The 23,813-nt window shown below is 64.7% G+C and carries 21 protein-coding genes, 1 pseudogene and 1 riboswitch; of the genes and pseudogenes, 5 read left to right on the top strand and 17 right to left on the bottom strand.

Annotation, left to right across the window (positions count from 1 at the left end; translation table 11 throughout):
* Positions 1 to 3 precede the first annotated feature (3 nt).
* From nuoN to C7I85_RS01200, 17 genes and pseudogenes are all read right to left on the bottom strand, one after another.
* Positions 4 to 1,440: an NADH-quinone oxidoreductase subunit NuoN gene (gene nuoN, locus C7I85_RS01280; protein ID WP_106722142.1), complete on the bottom strand. Its 1,437-nt coding sequence runs from the start codon at positions 1,438 to 1,440 to the stop codon at positions 4 to 6.
* Between the two features lie 10 nt (positions 1,441 to 1,450).
* Positions 1,451 to 2,956: an NADH-quinone oxidoreductase subunit M gene (locus C7I85_RS01275; protein WP_106722141.1), complete on the bottom strand. Its 1,506-nt coding sequence runs from the start codon at positions 2,954 to 2,956 to the stop codon at positions 1,451 to 1,453.
* A 3-nt stretch (positions 2,957 to 2,959) separates the two neighbouring features.
* A complete protein-coding gene (gene nuoL / locus C7I85_RS01270; protein ID WP_106722140.1) occupies positions 2,960 to 4,954 on the bottom strand; it encodes an NADH-quinone oxidoreductase subunit L in 1,995 nt (664 codons plus the stop codon).
* 11 nt (positions 4,955 to 4,965) lie between these two features.
* Positions 4,966 to 5,274, bottom strand: a complete 309-nt coding sequence (gene nuoK, locus C7I85_RS01265) for an NADH-quinone oxidoreductase subunit NuoK (protein WP_106722139.1) — start codon at positions 5,272 to 5,274, stop codon at positions 4,966 to 4,968.
* Between the two features lie 2 nt (positions 5,275 to 5,276).
* Positions 5,277 to 5,894, bottom strand: coding sequence for an NADH-quinone oxidoreductase subunit J (locus C7I85_RS01260; RefSeq protein WP_106722138.1), 618 nt, complete (start codon positions 5,892 to 5,894; stop codon positions 5,277 to 5,279).
* A gap of 135 nt (positions 5,895 to 6,029) precedes the next feature.
* Positions 6,030 to 6,521: an NADH-quinone oxidoreductase subunit NuoI gene (nuoI, locus tag C7I85_RS01255; protein WP_106722137.1), complete on the bottom strand. Its 492-nt coding sequence runs from the start codon at positions 6,519 to 6,521 to the stop codon at positions 6,030 to 6,032.
* 2 nt (positions 6,522 to 6,523) lie between these two features.
* On the bottom strand, positions 6,524 to 6,703 hold the full coding sequence (locus C7I85_RS01250) for a hypothetical protein (RefSeq protein ID WP_245444747.1): 180 nt from the start codon (positions 6,701 to 6,703) through the stop codon (positions 6,524 to 6,526).
* A gap of 11 nt (positions 6,704 to 6,714) precedes the next feature.
* A complete protein-coding gene (gene nuoH, locus C7I85_RS01245) occupies positions 6,715 to 7,758 on the bottom strand; it encodes an NADH-quinone oxidoreductase subunit NuoH (RefSeq protein WP_106722135.1) in 1,044 nt (347 codons plus the stop codon).
* A gap of 7 nt (positions 7,759 to 7,765) precedes the next feature.
* Entirely contained in the window at positions 7,766 to 9,847 is a 2,082-nt protein-coding gene (gene nuoG / locus C7I85_RS01240) for an NADH-quinone oxidoreductase subunit NuoG (protein WP_106722134.1), read from the bottom strand.
* A gap of 74 nt (positions 9,848 to 9,921) precedes the next feature.
* Positions 9,922 to 10,533, bottom strand: a complete 612-nt coding sequence (locus C7I85_RS01235; RefSeq protein WP_106722133.1) for an NADH-ubiquinone dehydrogenase — start codon at positions 10,531 to 10,533, stop codon at positions 9,922 to 9,924.
* Positions 10,534 to 10,545: 12 nt separating this feature from the next.
* A complete protein-coding gene (nuoF, locus tag C7I85_RS01230) occupies positions 10,546 to 11,853 on the bottom strand; it encodes an NADH-quinone oxidoreductase subunit NuoF (protein ID WP_106722132.1) in 1,308 nt (435 codons plus the stop codon).
* A gap of 19 nt (positions 11,854 to 11,872) precedes the next feature.
* Positions 11,873 to 12,541: pseudogene (gene nuoE / locus C7I85_RS01225) on the bottom strand (NADH-quinone oxidoreductase subunit NuoE); the annotation flags it as partial.
* Complete coding sequence (locus C7I85_RS01220; protein ID WP_106722130.1) at positions 12,541 to 13,731, bottom strand: NADH-quinone oxidoreductase subunit D; 1,191 nt, start codon at positions 13,729 to 13,731, stop codon at positions 12,541 to 12,543. The pseudogene nuoE and the gene C7I85_RS01220, both read right to left, overlap by 1 nt.
* A complete protein-coding gene (locus C7I85_RS01215; protein WP_106722129.1) occupies positions 13,724 to 14,164 on the bottom strand; it encodes a GFA family protein in 441 nt (146 codons plus the stop codon). The genes C7I85_RS01220 and C7I85_RS01215 overlap by 8 nt, the downstream gene beginning before the upstream one ends.
* A gap of 11 nt (positions 14,165 to 14,175) precedes the next feature.
* On the bottom strand, positions 14,176 to 14,781 hold the full coding sequence (locus C7I85_RS01210; RefSeq protein WP_106722128.1) for an NADH-quinone oxidoreductase subunit C: 606 nt from the start codon (positions 14,779 to 14,781) through the stop codon (positions 14,176 to 14,178).
* A 6-nt stretch (positions 14,782 to 14,787) separates the two neighbouring features.
* Positions 14,788 to 15,369 carry a NuoB/complex I 20 kDa subunit family protein gene (locus C7I85_RS01205; protein ID WP_106722127.1) on the bottom strand — a complete coding sequence of 194 codons (582 nt, stop codon included), beginning with the start codon at positions 15,367 to 15,369 and terminating at the stop codon, positions 14,788 to 14,790.
* A complete protein-coding gene (locus tag C7I85_RS01200; RefSeq protein ID WP_106722126.1) occupies positions 15,360 to 15,725 on the bottom strand; it encodes an NADH-quinone oxidoreductase subunit A in 366 nt (121 codons plus the stop codon). Before C7I85_RS01200 ends, C7I85_RS01205 begins: the two co-directional genes overlap by 10 nt.
* A 344-nt stretch (positions 15,726 to 16,069) precedes the next feature.
* Here C7I85_RS01200 and C7I85_RS01195 point away from each other — a divergent pair, with 344 nt between their 5' ends.
* The 5 genes from C7I85_RS01195 to cobG all read left to right on the top strand — a co-directional run bounded on the left by C7I85_RS01195 (position 16,070) and on the right by cobG (position 23,812).
* Positions 16,070 to 17,302 (top strand): winged helix-turn-helix domain-containing protein, encoded by a 1,233-nt coding sequence (locus C7I85_RS01195; protein WP_106722125.1) that lies wholly within the window; start codon positions 16,070 to 16,072, stop codon positions 17,300 to 17,302.
* A riboswitch (cobalamin riboswitch) is annotated at positions 17,297 to 17,498 on the top strand. Its footprint overlaps the gene before it by 6 nt.
* A gap of 67 nt (positions 17,499 to 17,565) precedes the next feature.
* A complete protein-coding gene (locus C7I85_RS01190) occupies positions 17,566 to 17,964 on the top strand; it encodes a DUF1636 family protein (RefSeq protein ID WP_245444778.1) in 399 nt (132 codons plus the stop codon).
* Positions 17,961 to 18,998 carry a cobalamin biosynthesis protein CobW gene (gene cobW / locus C7I85_RS01185; RefSeq protein ID WP_106722123.1) on the top strand — a complete coding sequence of 346 codons (1,038 nt, stop codon included), beginning with the start codon at positions 17,961 to 17,963 and terminating at the stop codon, positions 18,996 to 18,998. Before C7I85_RS01190 ends, cobW begins: the two co-directional genes overlap by 4 nt.
* 15 nt (positions 18,999 to 19,013) lie before the next feature.
* Positions 19,014 to 22,484: a cobaltochelatase subunit CobN gene (gene cobN, locus C7I85_RS01180; RefSeq protein WP_106722122.1), complete on the top strand. Its 3,471-nt coding sequence runs from the start codon at positions 19,014 to 19,016 to the stop codon at positions 22,482 to 22,484.
* Positions 22,481 to 23,812, top strand: coding sequence for a precorrin-3B synthase (gene cobG / locus C7I85_RS01175; RefSeq protein ID WP_106722121.1), 1,332 nt, complete (start codon positions 22,481 to 22,483; stop codon positions 23,810 to 23,812). Before cobN ends, cobG begins: the two co-directional genes overlap by 4 nt.
* The last annotated feature ends 1 nt before the right edge of the window (position 23,813 follow it).

Here is a 23,813-nt window from a genome sequence, read left to right as displayed (position 1 = left end):
TCGTCAGAAGAACGTCTTCGCTGCGGCTTCTGCCACGCGGCCGATCGGTCCAGCGATCAGCACGTAGAACAGGATGAACGCACCGGAGACGCCCAGCACCAGACGCAGTTCGCCGGCCATCGGCACGAACCCGCCGACAGGCTCATCGAACCACATGATCTTGATGACGCGCAGGTAATAGTAGGCACCCACCACGGACGCCAGAACGCCGATCACCGCGAGGCCGTAGAGGTTGGCGTTGATGGCGGCGAGGAAGACGTACCACTTGGCCCAGAAGCCCGCGAGCGGCGGAATGCCGGCCAGCGAGAACATCAGGATGGTGAGGATCGTCGCCATCACCGGGTTGGTGGTGGCAAGGCCGGCCAGATCGCTGATCTGCTCGACATTGCCGTCCTTGCGGCGCATGGCGAGGATGAAGGCGAAGGTGCCGAGCGTCATCGCCAGATAGATCAGCATGTAGATGATGACGCCTTGAACGCCCGCCTCGGAGTTGGCGGCAAGGCCGACCAGCGCGAAGCCGACATGGCCGATCGACGAATAGGCCATCAGGCGCTTGATGTTGCGCTGGCCGATCGCGGCGAACGAGCCGAGCAGCATCGAGGCGACCGAGATGAAGACGACGATCTGCCGCCAGTCGGACGAGATCGGCTCGAAGGCGGTCATGGTGACGCGCACCATCAGCGCCATCGCCGCCATCTTCGGCGCCGAGGCGAAGAAGGTCGTCACCGGGGTCGGCGCGCCTTCATAGACGTCCGGCGTCCACATATGGAACGGCACGGCCGAGATCTTGAAGGCAACGCCGGCTAGCACGAACACCAGGCCGAAGACGAGGCCGAGCTGACGCTCGCTGCCCGAAAGGGCTGCCGCGATCTGCTGGAAGCCGACATGGCCGGTGTAGCCGTAGACGAGGCTGATGCCGTAGAGCAGCATGCCCGAGGACAGAGCGCCGAGCACGAAGTACTTGAGGCCCGCTTCGGTCGAACGCGCGCTTTCACGGTTGAACGCGGCCACGACGTAGAGCGCCAGCGACTGCAGCTCGAGGCCGAGATAGAGTGTCATCATGTTGTTGGCCGAGATCATCAGCATCATGCCGACGGTGGCCAGAAGGATGAGCACCGGATACTCGAACTTGTCGAACTTCTCGGCCTTGGCGAAGCCCACCGAGACGATCAGCGTGACGATCGAGCCGATCAACATCAGGATCTTCATCAGCTTGGCGAACGGGTCGGCAACGAAGGCGCCATTGAAGGCCTGCCCGCTACCGCCGAACAGCACCAGCCAGGCGCCGCCGGCGAGCAGCACCGCGACCGCAAGGCCGGTGACGGTGTTGTTGGCACGCTCGCCCGAATAGACGCCGATCATCAACAGCGCCAGCGCGCCGACGGTGATGATCAGTTCCGGCAGGATCAGCGAGAGGCTCGAGTAAAGTTCCGGCGTCATGTTCAAGACCTCAGTTCGCAGCCACGGCGTGCGCGGCGTCGATCGATGCGGTGATGTTGGAAATCAGCGAGTTCACCGAAGCAGCGGTCACGTCGAAGACCGATGCCGGGTAGACGCCGAAGAAGATCGTCAGCACGACCAGCGGGTAGATGATCGCCTTCTCGCGCGGCGAGAGGTCGAGCAGACCCTTCAGGCTGTCCTTGGTCAGCGCGCCGAAGACGACCTTGCGGTAGAGCCACAGGGCATAGGCCGCCGACAGGATGACGCCCGATGCCGCAAACAGCGCGACCCAGGTGTTGGCCCGGAAGGCGCCGATCAGCGTCAGGAATTCGCCGACGAAGCCGCTGGTGCCCGGCAGACCGACATTGGCCATGGTGAAGATCAGGAACGCGACCGCGTATTTCGGCATGTTGTTGACCAGGCCGCCATAGGCCGCGATCTCGCGGGTGTGCATGCGGTCATAGACCACGCCGACGCAGAGGAAGAGCGCGCCCGAAACCAGGCCGTGCGACAGCATCTGGAACAGCGAGCCCTGGATGCCCTGGGCGTTCATGGCGAAGATGCCCATCGTGACGTAGCCCATGTGCGCGACCGACGAATAGGCGATCAGCTTCTTCATGTCCTCCTGCATCAGCGCCACCAGCGAGGTGTAGATGATGGCGATGACCGACAGCGCAAAGACCAGCGGCTGGAAGTAGAGCGAGGCATCCGGGAACATCGGCAGCGAGAAGCGCAGGAAGCCGTAGCCGCCCATCTTCAGGAGGATCGCCGCCAGGATGACCGAGCCGGCCGTCGGCGCTTCAACGTGCGCGTCGGGCAGCCAGGTGTGCACCGGCCACATCGGCATCTTCACCGCAAAAGAGGCGAAGAAGGCAAGCCATAGCCAGGTCTGCATGCTGGCCGGGAACTTGTGCGCCAGAAGCGTCGGGATGTCGGTGGTGCCGGCGTCCCAATACATCGCCATGATGGCGAGCAGCATCAGCACCGAGCCGAGCAGCGTGTAGAGGAAGAACTTGAAGCTGGCATAGACGCGCCGCTTGCCGCCCCAGACGCCGATGATGATGAACATCGGGATCAGGCCGCCTTCGAAGAAAACGTAGAACAGCACGAGGTCGAGCGCGCAGAACACGCCGATCATCAGCGTTTCCAGGACGAGGAAGGCGATCATGTACGCCTTCACCTTGGTCTGGATCGAGTCCCAGCTCGCCAGGATGCTGATCGGCATCAGCAGCGTCGTCAGGATGACGAACAGCATAGAGATGCCGTCGACGCCCATGTGATAGGAGATGCCGCCACCGATCCAGTTGGCCTGCTCGACCATCTGGAAGCCGGGGTTGTTGTAGTCGAACCCGATCCAGATGAAGATCGACACGATGAAGGTGAAGACGGTCGTCAGCAGCGCGACGGCGCGGATGTTGCGGCGCGCGGCCTCGCTATCGTCCCGGATCAGAAGGATCAGGAACGCACCGACCAGCGGCAGGAACGTGACCGTAGAAAGAATGGGCCAATCGGTCATGGTCTAAAACGAGCTCCCGAGCATCATCCAGGTGACGAGGGCGGCGACGCCGATCAGCATGACGAATGCATAGTGGTAGAGATATCCGGTTTGCAGCTTGACCACGCGGTTAGTGACGTCGACCACCCAGGCCGACACACCGTCCGGGCCGAAGCCGTCGATGACGGCGCCGTCGCCCTTCTTCCAAAGGAACCTGCCGAGCTTCTTTGCCGTACGAACGAAGAGGAAGTCGTACAGCTCGTCGAAGTACCACTTGTTCAGCAGGAAGGCATAGAGGCCACGGTGCTGAGCCGCGAGGTACTTCGGCGTTTCCGGCGAGCGGATGTAGAACTGGTAGGCGGTAACGAAGCCGATGATCATGGCGATGAACGGCGACAGCTTCACCCACAGCGGCACGTTGTGGACTTCGTGCAGGATATGGTTTTCCGGCAGGATGTAGAGCGCGGCCTTCCAGAACTCGCTGTAGCCTTCGCCGATGAACTGGTCGTGGAACACCACGCCGGCCATGAGCGCGCCAACGGCGAGAATGAACAGCGGCACCAGCATCACCGGCGGCGATTCATGCACGTGGTGCATCACGTCGGCGGTAGCGCGCGGCTTGCCGTGGAAGGTCATGAAGATCAGGCGCCAAGAGTAGAAGCTCGTGAACACGGCGGCGATGACCAGGAGCGTGAAGGCGAAGCCCGCCATCGCGTTGTGGCCGATGCCGGCGAACGCGCCTTCGACGATCGCATCCTTCGAGAAGAAGCCGGCCGTGCCGATGATGGTGCCCGGAATGCCGACGCCGGTGAGCGCCAGGGTGCCGATGACCATCATCCAGTAGGTGACCGGGATCAGCTTCTTGAGGCCGCCCATCTTGCGCATGTCCTGCTCGTCGGAGACGGCATGGATGACCGAGCCCGACCCCAGGAACAGCAGCGCCTTGAAGAAGGCGTGCGTGAACAGGTGGAAGATCGCGGCGGAATAGAAGCCCATGCCGAGCGCGACGAACATGTAGCCTAGCTGCGAACAGGTCGAATAGGCGATGACGCGCTTGATGTCGTTCTGCACCAGGCCGACCGTCGCCGCGAAGAAGGCGGTGAAGGCGCCGATGAAGGTGACGAAGACGAGCGCAGTGTGCGACAGCTCGAAGATCGGCGACAGGCGGGCCAGCATGAACACGCCGGCGGTAACCATGGTCGCCGCGTGGATCAGCGCCGACACGGGCGTCGGGCCTTCCATGGCGTCCGGAAGCCAGGTGTGCAGCGGAACCTGCGCCGACTTGCCCATGGCGCCCATGAAGAGCAGCAGGCAGATGACGGTAAGGGCCCCTGCCCGGTCGAGTTCATGGCCGAGGAAGTTGAAGACGGCAGCGGTGCTCTCGGCAACGCCTTCATGCGGCACGTAGGAGGCGGCGGTCGCGAAGATCGAGTCGAAGTTGACGCTGCCGAACAGCACGAACACGCCGGCGATGCCGAGGATGAAACCGAAGTCGCCGACGCGGTTGACCACGAAGGCCTTGATGGCAGCGGCATTGGCCGACGGCTTCTTGTACCAGAAACCGATGAGCAGGTACGACGCCAGGCCCACGCCTTCCCAGCCGAAGAACATCTGCACGAGATTGTCCGACGTCACCAGCATGAGCATGGCGAAGGTGAACAGCGACAGATAGGCGAAGAAGCGCGGCCGGTCCGGATCGTGGTGCATATAGCCGATCGAGTAGATGTGCACGAGCGCCGACACGGTGTTGACGACGACGAGCATGACCACCGTCAGCGTGTCGACGCGCAGCGCCCAATCGGACTGCAGCGTGCCCACGTCGATGAAGCGCAGCAGCGGAACCGTGAAGGCCTCGGTCGTGCCGAGGCCGACCGAGAAGAATGCAACCCACGACAGCACCGCGCAGATCACCAGGAAGCCCGAGGTGATGTACTCGGACGCCTTGGCACCGATGGCGTTGCCGAACAGGCCGGCGATCAGGAAGCCGAGAAGCGGAAGGAAGACGATTGCCTGATACATGATTGTTCCCGTCAGCCCTTCATCATGTTCACGTCTTCGACCGCGATCGAACCGCGGTTGCGGAAGAAGACGACGAGAATGGCAAGACCGATTGCAGCTTCAGCGGCGGCGACGGTCAGCACGAAAAGTGCGAAGACCTGCCCCACCATGTCGTGGAGCGTCGCCGAGAAGGCGACGAAGTTCAGGTTCACCGCGAGCAGGATGAGTTCGATCGACATCAGGATGACGATGACGTTCTTGCGGTTCAGGAAGATGCCGAACACGCCGAGCGTGAACAGGATCGCCGAAACGGTCAGATAATGTGCGATGCCAACAACCATCGTCAGATTCCCTTGCCAGTCTCGACTTTTTTGACTTCGATCGAGGACGCCGTACGGGCGACCTGTGCCGAGATGTTCTGCCTCTTGATCCCCTGCTTGTGGCGCAGCGTCAGCACGATGGCGCCGATCATGGCGACCAGCAGCACCAGGCCGGCTACCTGGAAGTAGAGGACGTAGTCTGTGTAAAGAATGTCGCCGAGCGCCGCCGTGTTCTGGCGTGTCGCGAGATCCGGCATGGGCGCTGCGACCGTCTCGGCCAGTTTCGGCGAGAACACGTAGCCGCCCGTCACCACGATCAGCTCAGCCAGCAGGATCAGGCCGACCAGTGCGCCGATCGGCGCATATTGCAGCGCGCCCGACTTCATCTCAGCGAAGTCGACGTCGAGCATCATGACGACGAACAGGAACAGCACCGCCACGGCGCCGACGTAAACGACGAGCAGGATCAGCGCCAGGAACTCGGCCCCGGTCAGCAGGAAAAGGCCCGCCGCGTTGAAGAAGGTAAGGATCAGAAAGAGAACCGAATGCACAGGATTGCGCGCCGAGATGACCATGAAGGCCGACGCGACCGCAATAAAGGCAAAGAGGTAGAAAAAGGCCGCCTCTAGTCCGTTGAGCATGGGGTTCCCCCAGTTTTCCTACTTGGGTCGCGGCATTGCCCGTCCGACCCGATTCCTGGCGATATTCCGCCCTTTCGGGCAGTCAAGGCCGCGTGTTCCTTAGACGAGCATTTCCGGCTCGTCCATGATTCTGTCTCAGCGATACGGCGCATCCAGAGCGATGTTGCGCGCGATTTCGCGCTCCCACCGGTCGCCGTTGGCGAGCAGCTTGTCCTTGTCGTAGTACAGCTCCTCGCGCGTCTCAGTCGCGAATTCGAAGTTCGGCCCCTCGACGATGGCGTCGACCGGGCATGCTTCCTGGCAGAAGCCGCAATAGATGCACTTCACCATGTCGATGTCGTAGCGCACCGTGCGGCGGGTGCCGTCGTTGCGGCGCGGACCGGCTTCGATGGTGATGGCCTGCGCCGGGCAGATCGCCTCGCACAGCTTGCAGGCGATGCAGCGCTCTTCGCCGTTCGGATAACGACGCAGCGCATGCTCGCCGCGGAAGCGCGGGCTGACCGGGCCCTTCTCGTGCGGGTAGTTCAACGTCGGCTTGGGCGAGAAGAACATCCGCATCGAAAGGAAGAAAGCCGACACGAACTCCTTGAGCAGGAGCGATTTGGCGGCTTGGGTTAGAGCTGACATCGTCAATCTCCGATTACGTATGGGGCTACGAAGTAGCCGATGACCGGCAGCAGCACGAACTGGCTCAAACCGGTAATGTTGAGAACCCGCTTGGTCTCGGGCAGCTCGACGCGGGCGGCCAGCATCCGCAGCAGCGCAAAGTCCGCCGCCGCGATCGCCAGTCCCACCAGTGCGCCGATCATGCCCGCACCCATTACGCCAGACCCGTCAGCTTCAGGAAAGCGGCCACGATCACCACCATCGCCAGCGAGATCGGCAGGAACACCTTCCAGCCCAGACGCATCAGCTGGTCATAGCGGTAGCGCGGCACGAACGACTTCACCATGGCGAACATGAAGAAGACGAAGCAGACCTTGAGCACGAACCAGATCACGCCCGGCACCCAGGTGAACGGCGCGAAGTCGAACGGCGGCAGCCAGCCACCCAGGAACAGGATGGTGGTGAGCGCGCACATCAGGACGATCGCGACGTACTCACCCAGGAAGAAGAGCAGGAACGGCGTCGACGAATATTCGATCATGTGACCGGCGACCAGCTCCGACTCGGCTTCCACCAGGTCGAAGGGCGGGCGGTTCGTCTCGGCCAGCGCCGAGATGAAGAAGATGACGAACATCGGGAACAGCGCCAGCCAGTTCCAGTCGAGGAACGAGTTCGGCAGGCCGAGCATGGTGCCGACGCCGCTGCGCTGCGACAGAACGATGTCGCTGAGGTTGAGCGAACCGACGGTGAGCAGCACGGTGACGATGACGAAGCCGATCGAGACCTCGTAGGACACCATCTGAGCGGCCGAACGCAGCGCGCCAAGGAACGGATACTTCGAGTTCGAGGCCCAGCCGCCCATGATCACGCCGTAGACCTCGAGCGAGGAGATGGCGAAGACATAGAGGATGCCGACATTGATGTTGGCAACCGCCCAGCCTTGATCGACCGGAATGACGGCCCACGCCGCCATCGCGAGCACCGCGGAAACCAGCGGCGCAAGCAGGAACACGCCCTTGTTGGCGCCGGACGGAATGACCGGCTCCTTGACGACGAACTTCAGAAGGTCGGCGAAGGACTGCAGGAGACCCCACGGACCGACGACGTTCGGGCCGCGACGGATCTGCACCGCCGCCCAGATCTTGCGGTCGGCGTACAGAATGTACGCGACGAAGATCAGCAGGATGACGAGCAGCGCCACCGACTTCAGGAGGATGATCAGTCCCGGCAGGACGTAGAATGAGAAGAAGGTTTCCATGGTCGTCCTACTCGGCTGCCTGCTTGAAGCCGTCCTTCGCGAGGGCAGAGCATTCGGCCATGACGGCCGAGGCCCGCGCGATCGGGTTGGTCAGATAGAAGTCCGCGACCGCAGACACGAAGGCTTCCTTGCCGATCGCGCCGCCAAGCTTGGCGACATTGGCGACATCGGCCGGGTTGCCGGCGGCGATCTCGTCGATCTCGGCCAGGTGCGGATATTCGGCATAGAGCTTGGCGCGAAGCTGCGCCAGCGAGTCAAACGGCAGCTTGTGGCCGAGCACGTCGGACAGCGCGCGCAGGATCGCCCAGTCTTCCTTGGCATCGCCCGGCGCGAAGCCGGCGCGGTTGGTCTGCTGGACGCGGCCTTCGGTGTTCACATAGGTGCCGGACTTCTCGGTATAGGCCGAGGCCGGCAGGATCACGTCGGCGCGGTGCGCACCGGTGTCGCCATGCGTGCCGATATAGACCACGAAGGCCGAACCGGCGGCTGCCATGTCGAACTCGTCGGCACCGAGCAGGAACAGAACGTCGGTCGAGCCGAGCATTTCGCCGATCGACTTGCCATTTGCACCCGGCACGAAGCCGATGTCGAGGCCGCCGACGCGCGCGGCAGCCGTGTGCAGCACGGCAAAGCCGTTCCACTCGTCGCTGACGGCGCCGATTGCGGTTGCGAGCTTGGCGGCGAGGCCCAGAACGGCAAAGCCGTCTTCGCGGGCGACAGCCCCCTGCCCCACGATGATGAACGGGCGCTTGGCATTCTTGAGCGTAGCGAAGAACTTGCCCTTCCCGTCGGCCAGTTCCTTCAGCGTCTCGGGACCGGCGCCGAGCATCTCGTAGTCATAGCGCAGGTCGCCCATGTCGCCGATCACGCCGACCGGCAGGTCGCCCTGGCGCCAGCGCTTGCGGATGCGGGCGTTGAGAACCGAAGCCTCGAAGCGCGGGTTCGAGCCGACGATCAGCACGGCGTCAGCCTGCTCGATGCCCTCGATGGTCGGGTTGAAGATGTAGCTGGCACGGCCGAGCGACGGATCGAGTGCGGCGCCATCCTGACGGCAGTCGATATTGGCCGAGCCGAGCGAAGTGATGAGCTGCTTGAGCGCATACATTTCTTCGACGGCGGCGAGATCGCCGGCAATCGCGCCGATTCGATCGGCGGACGTCTTGGAAACGGCTTCCTTGATGGCGGCGAAGGCCTCGGCCCAGCTCGCCTGGCTCAGGCGGCCGTTGCGGCGCACATAAGGACGGTCGAGGCGCTGCGTGCGCAGGCCGTCCCAAATGAAGCGGGTCTTGTCGGAGATCCACTCCTCGTTCACCTGCTCGTTGATGCGCGGCATGATGCGCATCACTTCGCGGCCGCGGCTGTCGACGCGGATGGCCGAGCCGACCGCGTCCATCACGTCGATGGATTCGGTCTTGGTCAGCTCCCACGGACGTGCCTGGAAGGCATAGGGACGCGAGGTCAGCGCGCCGACCGGGCAGAGGTCGATCACGTTGCCCTGCAGCTCGGAGGTCATCGCCTCCTCGAGATAGGTTGTGATCTCGGCATCCTCGCCGCGGCCGATCAGGCCGAGCTCGGAAATGCCGGCGACTTCGGTGGTGAAGCGGACGCAGCGCGTGCAGTGGATGCAGCGCGTCATGATCGTCTTGACCAGCGGGCCGATATACTTGTCCTCGACCGCGCGCTTGTTTTCCTTGTAGCGCGAGGAGTCGACGCCGAAGGCCATCGCCTGGTCCTGCAGGTCGCACTCACCGCCCTGGTCGCAGATCGGGCAGTCGAGCGGATGGTTGATGAGCAGGAACTCCATCACGCCTTCGCGGGCCTTCTTGACCATCGGCGTGTTGGTGAAGATCTCGGGCGCTTCGCCGTTCGGCCCGGGGCGCAAGTCGCGCACGCCCATGGCGCAGGAGGCGGCCGGCTTGGGCGGCCCACCCTTCACCTCGACGAGGCACATGCGGCAGTTGCCGGCGATCGACAGACGCTCGTGGAAGCAGAAGCGCGGCACTTCCGCGCCAGCTTCTTCCGCTGCCTGCAAGAGCGTGTAGTGATCGGGAACCTCGATCTCGATACCGTCGACCTTGAGTTTAGCCATATCGCTTCAAACCCCTGCGGTGTTTCCGCAATTCCTTGGCCGGTTGTTCTTGCCGAACGCCCGACCGACCCAATTCAATGCTTCGTCTCTTCGGCCGCCAACCGGATCGCCTGTCCGACCCAGTCGTCGCGCCCGATGCGCCCGTTGAGGCCCAGATGCTCGTCGAGCCAGACGATTTCCGCCTCGCCCCACTCCGCAACCTGCGCCAGGCGCCAGATGCCTTCGCGGTTCAGCGCCTGCTCCAGCTTGAGGCCGATGCCAGCGACCCGCTTGAGGTCGTCGGGCTCGGCCGGCCGGGCAATCGTCCTTGGCCGCGTCATGCCTTCAGCCAGGCTGTCGGCGACCTGATCCACGTCGCGCCTCACAGCGCGAACGTCGGCAACCAGCGTCTTTGCCGCCGCGCGCGCCATGGCGGTCGGCGAGATCGAGCGAACGGCGAAGGCATCAGCCTCTTCCGCTTCCTCGTCGGCCAGCGTCACCATCATGCGCTGCGAGGCTTGCGCCACGCCCGCCACGGCGCCCATCCAGACGCCGACGGCATGGCTGGCCATGCCCAGACCACGCGCGGAGAACGCGACAGCGCCAGCCGCCGGATGCGCCATCAGATTGACGGCGCCGGCGAACTCCTTGGGGAGCATCGTGGCGAACTGCTCGTTCATCGTTTCCCAGCGCTCGGCTTCGGGCATCAGCCGTCCTCGTTATTCCGCAGCAACCAGCGCCGGCTCGACGCGATGGGCGTTGCGGGTGAACTCGTCGATGCGGCGCTCGATCTCCGGGCGGAAGTTGCGGATCAGGCCCTGGATCGGCCAAGCCGCAGCATCGCCCAGCGCGCAGATCGTGTGGCCCTCGACCTGCTTGGTCACGTCGAGCAGCATGTCGATCTCGCGCTTCTGCGCCTCGCCGCGAACCAGACGCTCCATGACGCGCCACATCCAGCCGGTGCCTTCACGGCACGGCGTGCACTGGCCGCAGCTCTCATGCTTGAAGAAGTACGAGAGACGCGCGATCGCCTTGATGATGTCGGTCGACTTGTCCATGACGATCACGGCCGCCGTACCGAAGGACGACTTGCGCTCGCGCAGACCGTCGAAATCCATCGGGCAGTCGATGATGTCCTCGGCCTTGACGACCGGGCAGGACGCGCCGCCGGGGATCACGGCGAGCAGGTTGTCCCAGCCGCCGCGGATGCCGCCGCCGTGCTTCTCCACCAGCTCGCGGAAGGTGATGCCCATCTCTTCTTCGACCGTGCAGGGCGTGTTGACGTGGCCGACCAGCATGAACAGCTTGGTGCCGACGTTGTTCGGACGCCCGATGGACGAGAACCAGGCAGCGCCGCGGCGCAGGATGGTCGGGGCAACGGCGATCGACTCGACGTTGTTGACCGTCGTCGGGCAGCCGTAGAGGCCCATATTGGCCGGGAACGGCGGCTTTAGGCGCGGCTGGCCCTTCTTGCCTTCAAGGCTTTCGAGCAGCGCGGTTTCCTCGCCGCAGATATATGCGCCGGCGCCATGATGAACAAAAACGTCAAAATCCCAGCCGTTCTTGTTGTTCTTGCCGATCAATCCGGCATCATAGGCCTCGTCGATGGCGCGCTGCAGCGCCTCGCGCTCACGGATGAATTCGCCGCGCACATAGATATAAGCCGCATGCGCGCCCATGGCGAAGCCGGCCAGCAGGCAGCCCTCGACCAGCGTGTGCGGATCGTGGCGCAGGATGTCGCGGTCCTTGCAGGTGCCCGGCTCGGACTCGTCGGCGTTAACGACGAGATAGTGTGGACGGCCGTCTGTGCTTTCCTTCGGCATGAAGGACCACTTGAGGCCCGTCGGGAAGCCGGCGCCGCCGCGCCCGCGCAGGCCCGACGCCTTCATCTCATTGATGATCCAGTCGCGGCCCTTCTCGATGATACCCTTGGTGCCATCCCAGCTGCCGCGCGCCATGGCGCCCTTCAGCGACTGGTCGAAGCGACCGTAGATATTGGTGAAGATGCGATCCTTATCCTGAAGCATTTTTCTTCCCTCAGACCGTCTTCTTCTCTTCGCCGTTGGCCTTCGCAGCCTTCGGGCGCGCAGACTTCAGGAACACCTTCTCATCCGTCAGCGAGGTCAGGCCGGTTTCCGGCGCCGAATAGACGCGGTCAACCTGCGGGCCGGGCTTGATGGTGTCGCCCTTGCCGGCTTCGAAAGCATCGATGATCTCGGCCAGGCGCTCCGGCGTCAGATCTTCATAGGTGTCCTTGAAGATCATGATCATCGGCGCGTTCACGCAGGCGCCCAGGCACTCCACCTCTTCCCACGACAGCGTGCCGTCGGCATTGGTGTGGAACTGGTCGTGGTGGATCTTGGAGCGGCAGACATCCATCAGCGCTTCCGAGCCGCGCAGCATGCAGGGCGTGGTGCCGCAGACCTGGACGTGAGCGCGCGTGCCCACCGGCTTGAGCTGGAACTGGGTGTAGAAGGTCGCGACTTCGAGCACGCGGATGCGCGGCATGTCGAGCATTTCGGAGACATGCTCGATGGCGGCGCGCGTCACCCAGCCTTCCTGCTCCTGCGCGAGCATCAGCAGCGGGATCACCGCCGACTGTTCACGGCCCTTCGGGTACTTCTTGATCCAGGTCTGGGCCTGCGCGGCCATTTCGCGGTTGAACGCGAAGGACGCGGGCTGGACGGATTCGTCTGCGAGGCGGCGAACTGACATTATCTATCTACCTCACCAAACACGATATCTATGGAGCCGAGGACAGCGGTGACGTCGGCCAGCATGTGGCCGCGGCAGAGGAAGTCCATCGCCTGCAGGTGTGCGAAGCCAGGGGCCCGCAACTTGCAGCGATAGGGCTTGTTGCTGCCGTCGGAGACGAGATAGACGCCGAATTCGCCCTTGGGCGCCTCGACGGCGGCGTAAACCTCGCCCGCCGGGACGTGATAGCCCTCGGTGTAGAGCTTGAAGTGATGGATGAGCGCTTCCATCGAGCGCTTCATCTCGCTGCGCTTGGGCGGCACGACCTTGCCGTCCATGTTGGAGACCGGCCCCACCCTTTCGGTGCCGAGCAGGCGCTCGATGCACTGGCGCATGATGCGGACCGACTGGCGCATCTCTTCCATGCGGATGAGATAGCGGTCATAGCAGTCGCCATGCTTGCCGACCGGAATGTCGAATTCCATCTCGGAGTAGCACTCGTAAGGCTGGCTCTTGCGCAGGTCCCATGCGGCGCCCGAACCGCGCACCATGACGCCCGAGAAGCCCCAGGCCCAGGCGTCTTCCAGCGACACGACGCCGATGTCGGCGTTACGCTGCTTGAAGATGCGGTTGTCGGTCAGCAGGTCGTCCAGCGCTTCCACCGTCTTGAGGAACGGGTCGCACCACTTGCCGATGTCCTCGACCAGCTTTTCCGGCAGGTCCTGATGCACGCCGCCCGGACGGAAATAGGCCGAGTGCATGCGCGCGCCGGAAGCGCGTTCATAAAACACCATCAGCTTTTCGCGCTCTTCGAAGCCCCACAGCGGCGGGGTAAGCGCGCCAACGTCCATCGCCTGCGTGGTGATGTTGAGCAGGTGATTGAGGATACGGCCGATTTCCGAATAGAGCACGCGGATCAACTGGCCGCGCTTCGGCACGTCGATGCCGAGCAGACGCTCGACCGCGATCGCGAAAGCGTGCTCCTGGTTCATCGGCGCGACATAGTCGAGACGGTCGAGATAGGGCACGGCCTGCAGATAGGTCTTGTGCTCCATCAGCTTCTCGGTGCCGCGGTGAAGCAGGCCGATATGCGGATCGACGCGCTCGACCACCTCGCCGTCCAGCTCCAGCACCAGGCGCAACACGCCGTGCGCGGCCGGATGCTGCGGGCCGAAGTTGATGTTGAAATTGCGAACGGAAGTTTCAGCCATTGTTGGCTTCCTGTTTGGCTGCATAGGCCGCCACAACCTCCGCACCGGTCAACCGGCGCGTTTCGTTGGCGAAAGCATAGTTGGCGGGCTTGTCGTCGACGAAGATTTCCTCGACGAAATTGAAACGTTCGGGCTCTGCGAAAGCCTGCATGGAGACGGCGACGCTGCCGTCATGCACGCCACGCCAGAACAGCGACGAGCCGCACTTCTTGCAGAAGGCGCGCTCACCCCATTCCGACGACCGGTAGACGCCGAGATCGGCCTCGTCGGCGATCTCAAGCGAATTGCCGCAGCCGACCGCCATGAAGGCGCCGCCCGACCACCGCCGACACATGCCGCAGTGGCAGACGTCCATCTCCATTTTGGACGGCACAGCCGTGAAGCTGACAGCTCCACAAAGGCAGCGACCGGTCAATCTTCCGCTTTCGCCCATTCCGCGCGACCTCAGTTGGCCTTCGCCTTCTCGTCGCCCGGCAGGACATAGTCCGTGCCTTCCCAAGGCGACAGGAAGTCGAAATTGCGGAATTCCTGGCGAAGCGAGACGGGCTCGTAGACGACGCGCTTGAGCTCGTCGTCGTAGCGAACCTCGACGAAGCCGGTCAGCGGAAAATCCTTGCGCAGCGGATGGCCTTCGAAACCGTAGTCGGTCAGCAGGCGGCGCAGATCGGGATGACCGGAAAACAGGACGCCATACATGTCGTAGGCTTCGCGCTCGAACCAATCGGCACCGGGGTAGACGCCGGTGATCGACGGAACGGGCATATCCTCGTCGGCCTGCACCTTGACGCGGACGCGCAGGTTCTGGCGCGGCGACAGGAAGTGGTAGACGACATCGAAGCGCTTGGCGCGCGTCGGATAATCGGCACCGCAGACGTCAATGATCGAGATGAACTGGCACTGCACGTCGTTGCGCAGGAAACTGGTAACGTCGACGATATCGGCGGGCTCGACGCTGATCGTCAGCTCGCCATAGGCGAGAACCGTCTCGACAATCTTGCCGGCGAGCTTCTCGGCCAGATAGGCTGAGAGGTCCTTAAGGGATTCACTCATTGGGGATCACCGCTCGATCGTGCCGGTGCGACGGATCTTCTTCTGCAGGAGAAGAATGCCGTAAAGCAGGGCTTCAGCCGTGGGCGGGCAGCCCGGCACGTAGATGTCCACCGGCACCACGCGATCGCAACCGCGCACCACCGAATAGGAATAGTGGTAGTAGCCGCCGCCATTGGCGCAGGAGCCCATGGAGATGACGTAGCGCGGCTCCGGCATCTGGTCGTAGACCTTGCGGAGCGCAGGCGCCATCTTGTTGGTCAGCGTACCAGCGACGATCATCACGTCGGACTGACGCGGAGAGGCGCGCGGCGCGATGCCGAAGCGCTCGGCGTCGTAGCGCGGCATGGAGATGTGCATCATCTCCACGGCGCAGCAGGCGAGGCCGAAGGTCATCCACATCAGCGAGCCGGTGCGTGCCCAGGTGATCAGCGCCTCGGACGAAGTGACCAGAAAGCCCTTGTCGGACAGCTCGTTGTTGATCTCGCCAAAGAACGCGTCGTCGGCGCCGACCGGCTTGCCGGTATTCGGATCGATGATGCCCTTGGCCTTCGGGGCGATCAGCGTGGAGGGTGCTTCGTTCAATCCCATTCCAGCGCTCCCTTCTTCCATTCATAGATGAAGCCGATGGTGAGCACGGCGAGGAACACCATCATCGACCAGAAACCGAACAGGCCAATCTGACTGAAAGAGACCGCCCACGGGAAGAGGAATGCCACTTCGAGGTCGAAGATGATGAACAGGATCGACACCAGATAGAACCGGATGTCGAACTTCATGCGCGCGTCATCAAAGGAATTGAAGCCACACTCGTAGGCCGACAGCTTTTCCGGATCGGGATTGCGATACGCGATCAGGAATGGCGCGGCGATCAGTGCGATGCCGATCACCAGGGCGACGCCGATGAATATGACGATGGGAAGGTATGAACTTAAGAGCCCGCTCATGCTCCGACTTTCCGTTGGCGGCCGATCGACCTGGATTATAGCACCGAATCGAACGACGAGACCGCGACACATACGTCGCGGGCGCTGCCGAAAATCCATGCTGCAACGCGGCGAGGGTTAGCGCAGGCAGTCCGGGGAAGCAAGTCAAACCTTGGCGAAACGATGACTGCGCCAAACGCTTTTGCGCGTTTGACGCCGCTCGAGGCACAATTAATTTCCAGACTTTTTTACTCCAGTTTTGCTACTGACACAATTCCCGTTGCGACACTGATAGGCTCATATGCACATTCGATTCCCCGAAAATCGCGGAAGAGTCGCCGCATGCCGCACCGGACCGACAGGACATGAAGGAAAAGATCTCGCTCAAGCAGGCGCGGCGCATTGCGCTGGCGGCTCAAGGCTTTGGCGATCCGCGCCCTGCCGGGCCTGTAGGCTGGCGGCAGATGAACAAGATGCTGTCGCGCATCGGCCTGCTGCAGATTGATTCCGTCAGCGTGGTGGTGCGCGCCCACTACATGCCGCTGTTCTCGCGGCTCGGCCCCTACCCGCGCGACCTGCTCGACAAGGCGGCCAACTCGAAAAAGCGCTCGCTGTTCGAATATTGGGCGCACGAGGCCTCGCTCCTGCCGGTCGAGACCTATCCTCTGATGCGCTGGCGCATGGAACGCGCCTCTCGCCATGAGGAAATGTACACCGGCCTCGCCAAATGGGCGCGGAAGAACACGCAACTCATCGACGACATCTACAGCGAGGTCGTCGCACGCGGCCCGATAGCGGCCTCCGACATCGACGGCGCCAAAGGATCGGGCGGCTGGTGGGGCTGGAGCGACGAGAAGCACGCCTTCGAATGGCTGTTCTGGGCGGGCCGCATCACCACCGCCTCGCGCCGCGGCTTCGAGCGCCTCTATGACCTGCCGGAACGTGTGTTGCCGCCGGCCATATATAATGCAGCCGTGCCGCAGGCTACCGACGCGCATCGCGATCTGCTGCGCATCTCGGCACGCGCGCTCGGCGTCGCGACGGTAGGCGACCTGCGCGACTATTTTCGTCTGTCACCGGCCGACGTGAAGGGACGCGTGGAAGAACTGGTCGAATCGGGCGAGCTTCTGCCGGTGCGCGTGGAGGGCTGGAGCCAGCAGGCCTATTTGCACACGGGCGCGCGCATTCCACGCAAGGTGGAGGCCCGCGCGCTGCTCGCCCCCTTCGATCCGGTCGTGTGGGAACGCTCCCGCGCCGAGCGCCTGTTCGGCTTCCGCTATCGCATCGAGATTTACACGCCGGCCGCCAAGCGGCAGTATGGCTACTACGTCCTGCCCTTCCTGCTCGGCGACACGATTGCTGCGCGCGTCGACCTCAAGGCCGACCGCCCCGCCGGCGTGCTGCGCGTTCAGGCCGCCTATGCCGAACCCGGCGCCCCTGCCCACACCGCCGAGGCGCTGGCCGACGAGCTTCGCCTGATGGCGCAATGGCTGGAACTGGAACGCATCGAAGTGGTGCCTGCCGGCGATCTTGCGCCGGCGCTCAGCGACATTCTCGGTCGTAACCGCGCGTTGACAGCACAACACGCGCCCGCCTAAATTCGCGGCGACGGTCCCCTCTCCGCAAAGGGAGGGGCCAAGAGGGAATGCGGTGCGGGGACAAATCCCAATTCCGCAGCTGTACCCGCAACTGTAAGCGAAGAGCCGAAGGCCGACAGCCACTGGAATTTTCCGGGAAGGCGGCGCGAGGCGACGAAGCGCGAGCCAGGAGACCTGCCGTCGAATTTTTAATCCGACCGCCCGGCGGGTGTTCCCGGGCAAGGAGCATGATTCTAGTGAAAACCGAAGCTGACCCGACAGCGCTGGCCGAGGACATCCGCGATCCGGATGGCTCCGACGTCACCATTGTCGTCTGTTCTTCCTGCCGGGATGAAACCGGTTCCGACGCCCGCCCCCGCGCGGGCGAACTTCTGGCGCAGGATGCCGCGCGCGCCGCCGCCAACGAAAACATCCGCGTGCGCCAGGTCGAATGCCTCGGCAATTGCAAGCGCCGCCTCAGCGCCGCTTTGCTGCGCGACGGCTGCTGGAGCTACGTCTTCGGCGACCTGACGACCGAAAGCGGGCCGGACCTGATTGCCGGCGCAAAGCTTTTCGCGACCGCCGCCGACGGCATCCTGCCCTGGCGCGGCCGCCCCGACAGCCTCAAGCGCGGCCTCGTCGCGCGCATTCCCCCTCTTGCCATAGTAAAGGACATTTCATGACCGCCTCCGCGACCCGCGTTCCCTGCACCGTCGTCACCGGCTTTCTCGGCGCCGGCAAGACCACGCTGATCCGCAACATCCTCGAGAACGCCAACGGCAAGCGCCTGGCGCTGATCGTCAACGAATTCGGCGATGTCGGCGTGGACGGCGAAATCCTGAAGAGCTGCGGCATCGACGCCTGTCCGGAAGAAAACATCGTCGAGCTGGCTAATGGCTGCCTGTGCTGCACCGTGGCCGACGATTTTGTGCCGGCGCTGGACGAAATCCTGTCGCGTGAGCCGAAGGTGGACCACATCCTGATCGAAACCTCGGGCCTGGCGCTTCCCAAGCCGCTGGTGCAAGCCTTCCAGTGGCCTTCGGTGAAAAGCCGCGTGACGGTGGACGGCGTCGTGGCCGTGGTGGACGGTGCAGCCCTTGCCGCTGGCCAGGTGGCCTCCGACATGGACGCCCTGCAGGCGCAGCGCGAGGAAGACGAAACGCTCGACCATGACGATCCGGTCGAAGAAGTGTTCCAGGACCAGGTTGCCTGCGCCGACCTCATCATCCTCTCCAAGAGCGACCTGATCGACGCGGACGGCAGCGCCCGTGCCCATGCGACGATCGGCGAGCATCTTGCGCGCGCTGTGAAGGTGGTGCCGACCTCGCACGGCAAGGTCGATCCTTCCGTTCTGCTGGGCCTCGGCCTCGCGGTCGAGGACGACATCGAAAACCGCAAGACGCTGCACGACGGCATGCTCGACCACGAGCACGACGATTTTGACAGCTTCATCGTTGAACTGCCGGCCATCGCCAGCCCCGAGGACCTGGCAGACCGCGTTGCCGCCGCCGCCGAGCAGGAGAACGTGCTGCGCGTTAAAGGTTTCGTCGATGTCGCCGGCAAGCCGATGCGGCTTCTTGTGCAGGCCGTCGGCCCACGCGTGAACCACTATTTTGACCGCGCCTGGACGCCGGCCGAGGACCGCCGCTCGCGTCTCGTCGTCATCGGGCTGAAGGGCCTGAACCGCGAGGCCATCGAGCGCATTCTGGCAAACTGACCCAGGCGCGCGGCCATGCACATACTGACCACGACATCCGCCTCGCTCGACGATCTGATCGAGCCGGTCGACCTCCGGCAGACGCCGGCGGATGTCGTGGCGCTGTCCTTCACCGACAGCGATCTGGCGGGGCTGGCGGCGGCGTGGCGGCAGGAGGCGGACACCCTGCCCTCCATGCGGCTGGCGGCCCTGCGCGACCTGCGCCACCCGATGTCGGTGGATCTTTGGGTCGACAGCGTGGCCGCGCATGCCAAGATCATTCTCGTGCGCATCCTCGGCGGCTACGACTGGTGGCGCTATGGCTGCGACCGGCTGGCCGCCATCTGCCGCGAGAAGAAAATCCATCTCGCGCTGCTGCCGGGCGAAAGCCACGACGAGGACCAGCGGCTGATCGAATGCTCGACCTTGCCGCGCGAAAAGCTCGACCTGCTGCTCGCCTATTTCCGCGAGGGCGGGCCGGACAATATGCGCGCTCTGATGCGCCAGCTGGCAGCACTTGCCGACGGACAAGGTGCGGCGGCGGAGCCGGTCGCGGTGCCGAAGGCCGGGTTTTATGAGCCGGGCAAGGGCGTGGTGCGCGACGTCTCCCTCCCCCTCGAGGGGAGGGTCCGGCCGCTGGCCGGGGGTGGGGTCGCCTCGGCTGCGCGCCAAGATGCGTCGAGCACTGCCGCAGTACCCCCCTCCGCCGCCTTCGGCGGCACCTCCCCCTCAAGGGGGGAGGAGGATGCCCCCATCGTCCCGATCCTCTTCTACCGCTCGATGCTGCTGGCGGCCGACGTGGCCCCCATCGATGCGCTGGTCGAAGCGCTATGCGGGCAGGCCATCGCGCCTGTTCCCATCTTCGTCTCCAGCCTCAAGGACAAAATCTCCCTCGCCTTCGTGGAGAACGCGCTGGCGGACCTGAAACCCGCGGCCATCATCACCGCCACCGCCTTTGCCAGCAGCGCCGAGCCGGGCGTGGAAACGCTGTTCGACCGCGCGGGCGCGCCGGTGTTCCAGGTCATCGTCGCCACGACGCGCCGCGACGCCTGGGCCGAAAACCAGCGCGGACTGGCGCCGGCCGATCTGGCCATGCATGTCGTCATGCCCGAGCTCGACGGGCGCATCCTTGCCGGCGCGATTTCGTTCAAGGCCGAGATGGAGGCGGATAGCGCCCTTGCCTTCAAGGGCCTCGCCAACCGTCCCGAGCCCGACCGTGTCGAGCAGGTGGCTGGCCGCATCGCAGCCTTCCTGCGTCTGCAGCGCGAGCCGCGCGCGACCCGCAAGGTGGCGATCCTGATCCCGGATTATCCGAGCGCGCCCGGCCGCACCGGCTATGCCGTCGGCCTCGACGTGCCCTCCAGCGTGCTCGCGATGCTGCACGACCTGAAGGCCGAGGGCTATCGCGTTGAAGAGATTCCCGAATCGCCGCGCGAGTTGCTCGACCTTCTGGCACGCCGCGACCACAGCATCAGCCTCGAGGATTATGCACGCTTCTCCGCCGAATTGCCGACGGAAGCGCAGGCGACCGTCGAGGCGGCGTGGGGTGATGCCGCAAGCGAATCCGAGGAAGGCGGCGATTTCCCCTTCCGCGCAGCCACCTTCGGCAACATCACCGTCGCGCTTGCGCCCGATCGCGGGCGCTCGGCCGACCGCCGCGCCGATTATCACGACCCGACGCTGCCGCCGCGCCATGCGCTGGTCGCCTTCGGGCTGTGGCTTCGCAAAAGCCTCGGCTGCCACGCGCTGGTGCACGTCGGCGCGCACGGCACGCTGGAATGGCTGCCCGGCAAGACCGTGGCGCTCGGCCAAAATTGCTTTCCGGAAATCGTCACCGGCGGCCTGCCGGTGGTCTATCCCTTCATCGTCAGCAATCCGGGCGAGGCAGCGCAAGCCAAGCGGCGCATTGCCGCCGTCACGCTCGGCCACCTGCCGCCGCCGCTTTCCCATGCCGGGCTGGACGAGAACCAGCAGACGCTGGAACGGCTGGTGGACGAATATGCGCAGGCCGATGGTCTCGACCGCCGCCGCCGCGACCGGCTCGCAAAACTGATCGTCGACACCGCCTCGCAAACCGGCCTTGCCGCCGAGGCCGGCGTTGCCAGGACCGACGCGCCCGACGAGGCGCTGCGCCGCATCGACGCCTGGCTCTGCGACCTCAAGGATTTCGCAGTCAAGGACGGCCTGCATGTCTATGGCCGCGCCGCCGAAGGTGAGGCCGACGCGGAGCGCCGCCAAAGCGCGGAAAGCGAGCGCGCGGCGCTGGTCGCAGCACTCGACGGCCGCCACATCACCGCCGGCCCCTCCGGTGCGCCGGCGCGCGGCCGAACCGACGTGCTGCCCACCGGCCGCAACCTGTTCACCGCCGATCCGCGCACCATGCCGACGCCGACCGCCTTCGACCTTGGGCGCGCGGCGGCACAGGAAGTGCTGACGCGCTATCTGCAGGACCATGGCGACTGGCCGCGCTCGCTGGTCATCGACCTATGGGGCAGCGCCTCGCTGCGCACTGGCGGCGAGGAGATCGCGCAAGGCCTGTTCCTGATGGGCTGCCGTCCGCAATGGGATGCAGCCACTGGCCGCGTGACCGGGATCGAGGTGCTGCCGCCGGCAACGGTGGGACGGCCGCGCGTGGACGTGACCTGGCGCATCTCCGGCCTGTTCCGCGACATGTTCCCGACCCAGATCGCGCTCATCGACGCCGCGGCCGCAGCCGTCGCGGCGCGCGACGAGGACGTTTCCGAAAACCCGCTGGCCGCCGAGGCGCGCGCGAGCGGCCGCACACCGCCGCGCATCTTCGGCTCATCGCCCGGCACCTATGGAGCGGGGCTGGAGGACATGGTGGCGCGCGGCGAATGGCAGGACCGCGCCGAGCTCGGTCGCGCCTATCTCGACGCCACCTCCCACGCCTATGGCGGCGCCTCCGGCGAGGGTTTTTCTGCACCCGGAGCGTTTGCCACACGCATCGCCGAAGCGGACCTGCTGGTCCACAGCGGCGACGATCCCGGCCGCGACATTCTCGAAGGCTCGGCCGATGTCGCCTTCATCGGCGGCTTTTCGGCAGCACTCGCGGCGCTCGGCAACAATGCCGACGTGATCGTGCTCGACACCACCGACCCGGCGCGCCCGCGCCCGCGCTCCGTCACTGAGGCGGTTACGCGCGTGGTACGTGCTCGCGCGGTCAATCCGCGCTTCATCGAAGGCCAGATGCGCCACGGGCCGCGCGGCGCCTCCGAATTCGCCGAGACGGTGGACCGGCTGGTGGGCTTTGCCGAAACCACCCGTGCTATCCCCGGCGCGCTGATCGAGGCCGTGCACGACGCCTATCTCGGCGACGAAGCGGTGCGCGCCTTCCTGCTGCGCGAGAACCCGGCGGCGGCCAAGGTGATTGCAGAGCGTTTCGCCTCGGCGCGGCGGCGCGGGCTGTGGCACCCGCTGCGCAACTCGATCGACGACGATCTGGCAAGCCTGATCGCCGAGGCCGAAGCGCTGGGGGCGGCGGCATGAGCGGCTTTTCGCGCAGGGGCGCCTGCCCGGCCCTCTCAGCCCCCATGCAGACGGGCGACGGCCTTCTCGTGCGGCTCAACCCCGTAGCTGGAGGAGTTTCGGCCAAGGCATTGATCGGACTCTGCGAATCCGCGCTGCGGCACGGCAACGGGGTGATCGAGGTCACGGCGCGCGGCAGCCTGCAGATTCGCGGGCTGACGGCGGAGAGCGCGACATTGCTGGCAACCGAGGTCGATGCGCTGGGCATTGCCGTGCGTACCGGCGTGCCGGTGGAGACGGGGCCGCTCGCGGGTCTTGACCCAGAAGAAATCGCCGATCCCTCACCGCTCGCTGCCCGCATCCGCGAGGCCATCGACGCGGCAGGTGTCGGCGCACGGCTCGGGCCAAAAGTGTCCGTCGTGGTCGATGGCGGCGGCCGGCTCAATATGAGCACCGTGCAGGCCGACGTGCGGCTGACGGCGCTCGCACCCGGCCAGTGGCTGTTGGCGGTTGCTGGCGATGCGCGCACAGCAACGTCCATCGGCGCGGTTTCCGAGACCGACGCTTGCGATGCGACACTGGCGATTTTGGACTCGATTGCCGAGCGCGGCCGCGAGGCACGGGCACGGGATCTTACGGTTCAGGAGATGCGCAAACTGGTCGCCGGCCGCCTGCAGCCGGGTGATTCAGAGTACGAACTTCCGGCGCTAAACCCGCCCTCGCCCATCGGAATCCTGCCGCTGGGCAGCGAAACATCGATCCTAGGTCTCGGCCTGCCCTTCGGGCACATACAGGCTGAGCGCATAATCACCCTCTGCCGCGCAGCAGAAACATCGGGCGCCGGGGAAATCCGCTTCGCGCAGCAGCGCGCGATCCTGGTTCTCGGCCTGTCGCAATCCGCATGCGCCGAGCTGCAGCGCAAAGCAGCCTTGCTCGGCTTCATCACCGATCCCCTCGACCCGCGCCGCATGATCGCCGCCTGCCCCGGCGCGCCGGCCTGCGCTTCGGGCCGCATCGCCGCACGCGAGGTGGCCGAAGAAATCGCCCGCGACAGCGGCGCAGCACTCGATCCGTCGGTCACGCTGCACATTTCCGGCTGCGCCAAGGGCTGCGCGCATCCGGCCCGCTCGGCGCTCACTTTGGTGGGCGACGAAAAAGGAGCCGGACTTGTCGTTGACGGGACGGCGAAGGGACTTCCGGCCGCGTACACGCCGGGCTATGAACTCGCTCGCGGTTTCGGCCGGGTCGCGGCGCTTTTGACAAACGAGCGCCGTCCCGGCGAGACCACGGCACAGTGCATCGCACGGCTCGGCGAAAGCCGGTTGGCTATGGCTTTTCAGCAAGGATAGA

This window comes from Pseudaminobacter soli (ex Li et al. 2025), assembly GCF_003012705.1.
In the GTDB taxonomy this organism is placed as follows: domain Bacteria; phylum Pseudomonadota; class Alphaproteobacteria; order Rhizobiales; family Rhizobiaceae; genus Pseudaminobacter; species Pseudaminobacter soli.
The sequence above is the reverse complement of the archived record's forward strand: the minus strand, read 5'-3'. Positions and strand labels throughout refer to the sequence as shown.